Source organism: Candidatus Neomarinimicrobiota bacterium (assembly GCA_017656425.1).
Classification (GTDB): Bacteria; Fidelibacterota; UBA2242; order UBA2242; family B5-G15; genus JACDNV01.
Genome location: JACDNV010000032.1, coordinates 1 through 10,543 on the forward strand (window position 1 = coordinate 1; position 10,543 = coordinate 10,543).

Genomic DNA, 10,543 nt, shown 5'->3' on the forward strand with positions numbered 1-10,543 from the left:
AACCAAGAGACAGCATTATTTCCCTATAAAGCGCCTCATCTGGTGAAGCAATTTTAAGAAGATTTTGCATTCTTTGCTTTTTAAGTTCAAGCCATTTTCCCCCGAGGTGATTGAGATTTAAAAATAACATTTCTACAATTTCACAATAACGCCCAAGTTCACCCGCCCACCGTACGGCAGATCGGGTGGAAAGGCTTGTTTTAGAAATCTCTTTTCATCTTCATTTTTATTAGTTGTTTTAACAATATTATCTGTTATTCACTTGTGAAGCTTTCGCAAGAACATTACAAACAAAACGATTTCCATAATTTCTGGCTGCTAAAGATAAGCTTAAATATTGTATTATTAAATAACCTAAATAAGCAAACACATAGTTTGAATTATTAAACAAAAGCAGAGTAGTACCAAAAACTAGCAAAAATAAAAAACTGAGAGATGTAAAATCACGTGTTATAAGAAAATCTCTATGACTTCCCCAAACTATTTCGTCATCCCTATATTGTTGGCACAAGGAATACCACACTCTATTTTGCTTCTTTGGCTCTTTAGGAAATTCTCCAACTTTATCTTTTAGCGATTCAATGTTAACACGGGGATCTTTTATAGCAAAATGAGAAAATGCCCTATAACCGGGTAATCTATTTTTGACTTTCCAGAAAACAAGGACTTCTTTAATTGAGTTAGGTATTATTCCATTTAATACAATTGTAATAATCGGCGACAAGAAAAAAATGAAACTTTTAATACTTATGAATTTATACAGATTTAAGTTGATTTTATCAAAGTTAACAGTACCGTATATAAAGATACTCCAAAAAATAAGTATATTTACCGAGATAAAAATCCATAGATATTTTTGATAAGTATCTTTAATTCGTTTGGGCATCAGAAACCTCACCTATCATATTGAGTTTCATAAGTAATTTTTCCATCATCATTTATTGTAAACACAATATTGCCTTTCCAACGCGTAGACCATACATGTTCAGAATACCCTCTATACTTATTAGAAGCATCCGCTTCAGGTTTTTTACCAACAGAAACTATTGTATAGGTAGGAAACATTAGTTTAACTGCTAGTTGATAATATCCACTATCTCTTCCATGATGAGCAGCCTTTAATATATCAATGTTTTTCAATTCATCTTCATAATTTTCAACCAGGTATTCCCATGTTTCTTTTTCTGCATCACCTGGCAATAATATTTTTCGTCCCCTGTGTTTTATTAGTAATACATAGCTCATTTTGTTAGGATTACTTTCGCTACCTTCCTTCAGTTGATCATTGGGTGCTAAGATTTGAATTCCGTCCTCCTTGTAGTACTGTGCTTGATAGCCCTCTTCAGGGCGTACAATTATTACTCCTTCAATTTCCCGCTCATCGGTGTCTCTAAACTTTTTATATAGTTCCCAATCTCTCTTTTGAGGCTCTGATAGTTTATCTAAATCGGGTTCGTATTCGTTTTTTATTATCCATATATTTGTAAAGCCAATTTGCTTGTGAAGATCGTAGAGTCCTGATAAATGGTCCATATGTGGGTGAGTAGAAATAAATCTAAATATATTGGTTATACCCTTACTATATAGGTATTCAAGTGGATCCTGAAGTCTTATATTATATCCAACGCTTTCAAGCATAGATGGTGTAATTTTTGTTCCTAACAATAACGTTGATCTAGCCGATAGAGAATAAGATAAAGGTATGGATAAAGATGTAGATATGGATTCATAAATTTCCCTAGCAGATTCTTCATCCATCTCAGGTGTACGATTTATATCAATCATGGCAACTCTTGAATTATCGATAAATTCTATAATACAACAATCGCCATGTCCTACATTTAAAAAATGGATTCTAAGCATTACGCTTTTTCCTCCTAATTAGCTTTTTAGATACTCCTTTACACACTCCTTGCCTTTTCCAATCTATTTTTTACTAATTCAGCTACTGCCCAATAGACCTCTTTCCTTTCCTTTTCGGTTAGACCGAGGGCGTCAAAAATGATGTCGTCAAGGGCTTTTCGGTCAGGCAAAGGATTGGGTTCCTGTTCACGGATGGGTTTGTTTGGATCAAAGCCAAGTTCTTCTATAACGCCTTTTTGCTTAAGAATTAAAAAATCTTTAAATCTATTTAGTGATATTTTGAGATTGTCGATTATTTTAAAAAGTCCAATATCATATCGCGAAAACTTAAGTGCCCCTCCACCTAAATTTGTAATACCTAATAGTTCACTTTGAAGAATTCCAAAGGTTGAATTTAACTGAAAAACTATCGGAATAATTTTCTCTTCATGAAGTGGTATTATTTTGTAAAATTCTTTACCTAATGCTTTTGCACTGTTCCAGATAATCAATTGAACATTTCCTAATGTTCTGGGGAACCATATTGGAGATATAATTCGAGATTTCTTAGACTTTTTAACTCCATACATGATTATCTTTTCAGAGTGAATATCTAATAAAATACATTCCAAATCTCGAACAGATTTTATAAATCTAACTTTTGGGTACTTGTCGCCTGTATTATTATCATGAATATAGCCTTCAATTTTTGCAACATCCCCAAGTCTTACCAGTTTCCCTTTTCCTTTTTCCAGAATCTTAAAGTAAATCTCAGGTGCTCTGAGGTAATTTCCACCCCATTTGTTGCCAATGTATGGAAGATGTTCTAAATCACTTTTTATCAATTCATCTTTTTCTGGCACCTCAACGCCTTCTTCCAGCAGTTCCTTTTTTGGCTTAGGATAAAATCTGAAGTCTTCATCATCAAATATGGGTTTATCAGCTCTTTCAATTTTTTTAATAACTTCTGCATTCAGCACCTCTTCAAAAGGTTTTTTAAAGGCAACGAATTTTAGGGTAAAATCATCAAGTTTTTCAGCCGGTCTTCTGATTAAAACAATCACTGTATTTACATCTGCTTGCTTAAAGGAGCGTTTTTTAAGATTATCAATGATAAAAAGAGGCTCCATACTCTTAAGCAAAAATTCCTGAAGTCCTACACCATAGCCAACATCAAGCCAGGAATTGGAATTGATAAAACAAAACACTCCACCAGGACGCAAAAGCGATAATCCTTGATAGTAAAAGTAAACATAAAGATCGCTTTTTTTATCAATTTTTACATTATTTCCCCATACATTTTTTACTGATTGAATGAGTTTTTCTTTGTATTGTTTTTTAATCTCTCTCCACTTGTCATCGCTATAGTTGTCTTGATTTTCAAGAGGTGGTGCAATAAGTTCCTGCCGCACATAAGGGGGATTTCCAATAACGATGTCAAAACCTCCTTTTTGAGAGAAGACCTCAATGAAGTCCAGTTCCCAAAGGAAGTAATTCTTCCGGGTTTTATTACCAATGTTGTTTATGAGCTTGTTGTATTTGTCCAGGTTTATTTTTTGCTGTCCAAGTTCCTGCTCAAGTTGTTTAACTTGCTTTTTTAAATCCGGACTTTTCTCTCCAAAAAGATTTTTTTGAGATTTTTGTTGTCTAATCCTTTGTTCTAACCTTTTTATGTTTCCATTTACTTCATCAATTTTGAACTCAACAATCTCTTTAAAAATTTCCTGTTCAAACTTTTCGATATCCTTTGCCTCTCTTAAATCAGCGCTTCTACCCCCTGAAAAGAAACTTGATTTCCTATCAATCAACTCGTTTATCTTAACCCTGATTGATGGAGGAACACTGAGCATTTCGTCTTTAAGATTTATACTAACATCGGCTATCTCCTGAACAAGAGAGTCTCCTTGACGAATCTTGAAGGAGAGATTTGGCAAAAGTGGTTTTGTGTAAAGGTCCATATACTTTTCTTCTGTTTCTATAATTAAAGAAAGCCATAGTCTTAACTCACCCACCATTACAGCCCAATCCTTCACATCAACGCCGTATAGATTTTCAAGTATAATTCTCTCCTTTAATGCAAACAGATTTTCGCCTATATCTGTAAGACGCTCTGTCAATTCTGAATGGAGTTCTACAAGAATATTCAACATTCCAACGAGAAAAGATGCAGACCCAACCGCCGGGTCAACAATTTTGACTCTATCGAGCTTATCTTTTATAATTCGTAGTTCTTCACTGGGTAGTTCAATGTTCTTATTATGGGGTTCAAACACAAAGTCAATAATTTTTTCCTTCGATATGCTTTCCTCAGAGGCAAGATAATTTACAAGGGATAGTCTGCACATAAAGTCGATTTCAACCCTTGGTGTATAAAAGATTCCAGCATTCCCTCTTTCTTCCTCAGCGATCAGAGATTCATAAACTCTTCCAAGCATTTCAGGGTCAACAGCAACTTCAACATCGATCGGGCTTGACTCATCAATGGTGAAATTAAAGATCTCAAGAAACCCCTTTCGTTTGTCTTTATCATCAGGTTCGAAAAACCACTCAAAAACATTATCGGGTAAATCAAATCCAAGTTCATCAAGCTCAGTTCGTGAGAAAAGTCCACCATTCAAGAAAGGCATAAGGTTAAAAGATTCCTTTATTTCTTCGGGCAGTCCTCCGTAAATAAGATGCGATTTTCTATTGAACGCACCGAAAAAAAGGCTTGATAACCACCGTGAATAAAAAACGTCTTCTGATCTGGTGCTTTCCTTCCAATCCTTGTATTTAAACCAGAGGTTTCTTATGTAATTTTTATCCTGAACATAATTTTTCCACTTAAACCATTTTTTTCTTTGCAGAAAATATATAAACAAGATCCGTGATAGTAACTGCTGAGCAAAGGAATGCTTTTTCTCATACAGCGCATCATATTTTGAGAGGGACTTAATAATAACCTCTTTAAGGGCATACTTATAAGCGTCAAAAAACTCTTCAGTTACCTTCTCAACCGAAAATGCCTCGATAATTCTATCAAGCGAAGAAAAATCGGCATCTCTTAAAGCCTGCTTAAAAGTCTTATTTGTCAATTCAGGGCTAACATAGTACGTATACCTCTTGTAATAACTAAATTTACTCTTGGTACCCTGAGATACACTATAAACAAGAGAAAATCGAAAGTTTCTCGCATCGTCGTAAAAGACAAAAATTCCTGCATTTATGAAAGAATCTTTGATAATCCTTTTAGCAAATTCATATTGTCTCTTTTTACTGCTTCTTTCTGTCAGCTCTCCGGCGGTCTTGATTGCAAAGACCCATAAGTTTTTTGCATCTTTGAGTTTCAGCTCCCCGATTTTGTATATCTCCTCAAAGGCGTCCTCTTCATAACCGTAAAGCCTTTCCGGAGGTGAATAAATCATAAAATCCGGGTTTTTACTTCTTAAGAAGTCTTCAAGATTTCCAAGCGAAAACTCCTGCGCAAGTTTTTCTACTATTTCCTGCATTTTGCTATCCCCTTGAGGCCTGATTTTCGACCGCAATTATCACTTCCTCATTAATTTCTTTTAAATATTCCCCTATCTTTTTGAGAAAGTTTTCTCCAATCTCATTTTTGAGGGCTTCAAGTTCTTCTTTCAGCTCTTGTGTGTTCTTCTTTCCCCACCCGGTAATTCTCGAAAGTACATAATCGGAAAGCGTACCAAAGGACCTTACGTCCTCAAGCAGATCCGAGATAAAACTTTTATAGGGAGTAATATCTTTGTCATCCCGCTCAAGAAGCCCATTAAGGATGTTGTAAGCTTGCGTCGATAGATCTCTTCCCCTTGATTTTCTTCTGAAATAGGATTCTTTTCTCAGTACTTCATGATAGTTAGTCCAGAAATTATCGCTCAGAGGCAGTCTGGGCTCATTATAAGATGTCTTTATCTTTTCGTATGCCTGTTCAAAGCCAACAGATACTGGCTGTTTCTCGCTGTAATTTTTATACCCAACAAAGAGGTCTTTTCCCTTTTTCACGAATACAAGTAGTTCGTTTTCTTCCCCTCTCTTGGCAACTTTTACTCTCACTGGCATATCTTTGATTTCTTCCTCTATCTCTGGAAACCTTTCCTTTATCTTCTCATACTCCCGTTTCAATTTCGTAAAGAAACTTTCTTCTTCCTCTTCTGTGTATGTTGTTAATCTTCTGTAGAGCTCTGCTGGTTGGGGCTCTTCATCCGGGGTGAAAATTTTTGCATCTTCACCAAGCACATTGTGAATCATAAACATCTTGGTTTGAGCTATCTCTCTTGATTTAACGATGTCTGCTCCTTTCTCTGTTGGGAAAAAGTTCACAATGAAGATCTCATCATACAGCTTTTTACCAATCCGGTTAATTCTTCCTACTCTCTGGATTACCCTGACAGGGTTCCACGGAATATCGTAATTCACAACAACTCCAGCTCTATTGAGGTTAAATCCTTCTGAAAGTTTATCTGTGGCAAGGAGAATCTTATAAGAATCTTCCTGATGTTTGTACTGAGCGTCGAAGTTTTTATATATATCCTTCACTGTCTTTTTACTCAGAGAACCGAAGGCCGGGAGGACCATCCCTTCAAATTCCCTACTCAGGATATCCTTTAAATGGGTGGCAGTGTCAAAATATTCCGTAAAGATGACCACTTTTCTATCTTCTTTTAGAAACTCTCTTATTCCTTCAACCAGACGCTCCGCTTTCGGATCATTTTGAACCAGCCCAATTTTTTCAATTGTGTTTAAAAGGCTTTCAAAAAGCTTTAAATCGCTTTTTATATCTCTTTTAAATTGTTCTTCACCCTTGAATTTCCTTATATCGTATACTTTGTAGTACCTGGGGTCAAGCTTTTCTTCTCTCAGATCTTTTTCGTATCTCTCCAATCGTTCATTGATAACCTCAGGGTCTTCTGAGACAATCTCATCCATTAATCTTCTGTCAAGTATGAACTTGTTTGTCTTCTTTATAAAAGTTAAAGCCGACCTGTGAATCTTTATAAAGCGTTCCACACTTTCTTTGAATGCTCCAAAACTACTTTCAAATCTTTTTACCAGTAACCTTCTCATGAAATCATAGAGGTTCTTTTGATATAAGTAAATAAAGCTTTCTTCCTCATTGAGCTCAGGTTCTTCAGGATCCCCCAGATAATCGAATACCCCTTTTTCGTACCTTATCGGGAAATAGATAGCGCCTTTAAACCTGCCCCCATCTTCAAGCTGAGAAAAAGATTTTATTACCTCATCATAGAATTCTAACTGCTTTTCTGTCAGTTCAAAGAACCATTCGCTTGGGTCTTTAACCTCCGGGAGATCTATTTTCTCTTTATAGTGTCTGAGGTCAAGCCTGTTTCTCCTTATCACAACAGGTTCAAGTATAGCCCTGATTTCGCGAGCGAGTCCTCTTGTTCTCCCCTTAACTTTGCTCATGTTAATCGATGACTCACCGAAAACATCTCTATAGTATCTTATCGCTCTGTTTCTTCTCTTTTCAACGAGTGAGTTGTGGTAGTTTCTTATGTAAGAAAGTTTCCTGAATTCGGCCTCATACCGGGAGAACCTTTCTTCCAGATTCTCATCAAGCACAATAGTTGACTTCCTGGGGACAGTAAAGAGCTTTAAGAGAGCATAAAGATCTGATGGTCGGTTGTTAAATGGAGTTGCAGTAAGTAGTAAAACTATTTTGCCCCTGCATATTTCATTTAGGTAGTGGTAGCTCTGCGTTCTTTCATTTCTGAATCTATGCGCCTCATCAACAATTATAATTTCTATATCCTCGCTTTCCCTGACAAACTCTAAAGTGCTTTCAAGTTTCCCAACAGAACGAACCTCCCAATCATAGAGCTTGAAGTCTGATAGATATTTCTTCCAGCCCGATGTGCGGTTTTCATCTCCTATAAGATGGGGAGGACAGATTACAATTCCTCTTTTACCAAGGGCTTTTGCCACAAGACAGGCTATCACTGTCTTACCAAGTCCAACAACATCTGCAATTAATGTGCCTCCATGCGCTTCGCAGTTTGCGAGAGCTTGAGAAACTGCTTCAAGCTGATATGTATAAGGTATATAACCTTTTGCTTTCATGAGTCTCTTTAGCTCTTCGCCTAAGTCCTTTCCCTTGTGTAGTTCAAGATAGGTTTTAAGGAGATACGCATAAGCTGTAAAAGGTGCAATCTCTCTAATCAGACTATTTTTTGTAAGAATACTGATTATTTTATCAATGTCCTCTTTGCTAAAAGCAATAGCTCTATTCCAGAGTCTGTCGAAGTACTTCTCTGCTTCTCTGAATCCAAAATCCATTATCTCGACATTGAATTCATCCTGAGATTCAAGCCCTGCCTTCGTAAGATTACTACTACCTGTAATAAATAGAGACGGGATTATCTGTTTAAACGACTCATTCATTTTAAAAAGGTAAAGTTTTGCGTGATTGGGTTCTCTGGTTTTTCTAAGAACAAGCTTCCCCTCTTTAAGAAGTTGTATAAAGAATTCTATCTGTTCGTAGGTTTCCTTGCGGTCGAGCTCCTCAGAGTTAAAGGCGATTTCAAGCGACCTGTAGAAGTCCTTTTTAAGCTTGTTTCCACTGTAAATTCTTTGTTTCCTGGCTGACTCGTAAATGCCGTACGCAGATTTATCAATATTAAGACCAACAAGTATTTTGAGATGTTCTTCTTTTAGAGCTTCGCTCTCGTAAAGAGTCTTTAGAGTTTCGTATAACTCCCTAATTCCAGAGAAGTAAAAAAACCCAACTAAAAATTTGAGCTCATTGCTGTTGATAATAAGTGTTTGGAGGCGTTTTTTTAAAGACTTTTCCCCGCTGTTGGTGATGAACGTACCCATTTTGATCTGATCCCTTTCCCTAAGTTTAATCCTTTGTCGAGAGTGTTTATTTTTAAACTACTTAATGATTCTTCTGTAGGCAAAACTTCCTTAACCTATTCTCGCATAACTTTAAGATTTCTTTTTTTTCAACCCTATCATAACTTATTGCTATATAATATCAACCTGAAAACTAAAAATCAAGCTATTTTAGTGACGTTAGCAATGCAATAGAATTCTGTTGAAATTAGTAAGCATAGATAAAGGTACCCCTATTTAGTTCTACTTTTTGAGTTGGTTTTGCAAAAACTTCTCTATATACATTCACTCCCTAAAGGAATAGAAGCATAATTTTATCCACCTGTTTTTCATCTATCCAAGCTGGATATCGCCTCTCAATAGAGATCCTTCGGATTAGAAATTCACGTAAATGTTTGAAAAACCCTTTCCCGAAAGGGACTCTACGAGCCGCCATATTAACGGTTCTTAATCTCTGTCTATACTCGAAAGGGAAATCATAGTAATGGAAGAGATTTTCTTCATGTAAAGCAAATGTTTTATCTCAAAAAAGATCCTTCGGACTTATGGATGGTACCGTCTTTACCCATTTCTTCAAGAACTCAAAATATTTATCATAACACTTCTCAAGAGAGATCCTTCGGACATCCAGATCATAAGCATTTCCCAAAGGGAGTCTTAGACGAAAATTTCCCAAAACTGGTTATAGAAACAATCTTTAATCTTAGGTGGTAGATGAGAGACCTGTTTCATCAATGTCTGAGATAGATGCCAGAGGCAGTATTGAAAGTTAGAACCGGGATAAACAAATTTTCCTGCTTCTGGAAGGCCTCTAGCTCCATCTCCTACTATTATCTTTACTTTCTCCAGTCCTCGCTTCTTTAAGCGGCTTAGTAATACTCCATAACTATTAAATGATTCCTTCTCAGCTAATTCCCAATCCAATAGATGAATCTTACCCTCTCTATCAACACCAAGAGCTACCAGTATAACTCCCTTTTTCTTCTTTATCCTGATATGACCCCAGATACCATCCAGAATCAGACCTTCAATGTCAGAAAAAAGCGGACTATTTCGTATCTTATCTATCTCCTCCTCAACAACCTTTATAAACCTGCAAAAAGTAGCATAACTGACCACTTCCTTTAACCTTGATCTAAACCAAACTGTTATCTTACGAGTACTCATGTTTAGAGTATGAGCAAGAATAACATCGTTAATGAAATCAGTTGCGTAGTGAACATATTTGTCTATGAATAAGCGCACCTCCTTACCCCTCTCTCGCATCCTCGGTATCCTTACATTGGCTAAGATACCCAGGGGAGTTATAATGTATTTCCTGATTGTATAACCCCATCTCTTTATCCTGGAAGACCTCTGATAGGGTCTATTACCTATGATTTTATCCCTCTGAACAATCAGTTCTTTTTCTAAAGATTCCTTCAGAATTTCAATTAATTTTGGTTTAACTATAGAAAATACTTGCATAATGAAATGACTTAATGTTAGATTTTCTTTTAGAAATTTAGGGTTCATGGGTACCTCCTTTCAATAGTTGATTGGGGGTACCTTTCTTATTTTTATTCAAAATTTCAACAGAAAATTTAACAGACCCATGCCCACTGTCGTTGCGAGCGTAGTAAAACGAAGCGAAGCAATCTCATCTGATTGGGATGGCGAGATGGCTAAATAGCTAGGTGGCTAGATGGCGAGATGGCAAAATGGCTGGATAGCTATCAAGCTATCAAGCTAACAGGCTAACAAGCTAACCAGCTAAAGAAGTAACTTGGTGTAACTTCTTCGGTGGCCCCCTGTCATTGCGAGCGAGCGTAAGCGAGCGTGGCAATCTATTATGCTTAAGCTGTGATGGTAG

The 10,543-nt window shown here is 36.5% G+C and carries 5 protein-coding genes; all 5 read right to left on the bottom strand.

Translation table 11 applies throughout. The features are described from left to right. Positions 1-247: 247 nt before the first annotated feature. Positions 248-886, bottom strand: coding sequence for a hypothetical protein (locus H0Z29_11965; protein MBO8132200.1), 639 nt, complete (start codon positions 884-886; stop codon positions 248-250). Positions 887-894: 8 nt separating this feature from the next. Beyond that, positions 895-1,863, bottom strand: a complete 969-nt coding sequence (locus H0Z29_11970; GenBank protein ID MBO8132201.1) for a hypothetical protein — start codon at positions 1,861-1,863, stop codon at positions 895-897. 38 nt (positions 1,864-1,901) lie between these two features. Beyond that, a complete protein-coding gene (locus H0Z29_11975; protein MBO8132202.1) occupies positions 1,902-5,330 on the bottom strand; it encodes an Eco57I restriction-modification methylase domain-containing protein in 3,429 nt (1,142 codons plus the stop codon). A 4-nt stretch (positions 5,331-5,334) separates the two neighbouring features. Further along, the gene (locus H0Z29_11980; protein ID MBO8132203.1) at positions 5,335-8,673 is read right to left on the bottom strand and encodes a helicase; all 3,339 of its coding nucleotides are present in this window, start codon (positions 8,671-8,673) and stop codon (positions 5,335-5,337) included. 675 nt (positions 8,674-9,348) lie between these two features. Then, the gene (locus H0Z29_11985) at positions 9,349-10,206 is read right to left on the bottom strand and encodes a transposase (GenBank protein MBO8132204.1); all 858 of its coding nucleotides are present in this window, start codon (positions 10,204-10,206) and stop codon (positions 9,349-9,351) included. Between the last annotated feature and the right edge of the window lie 337 nt (positions 10,207-10,543).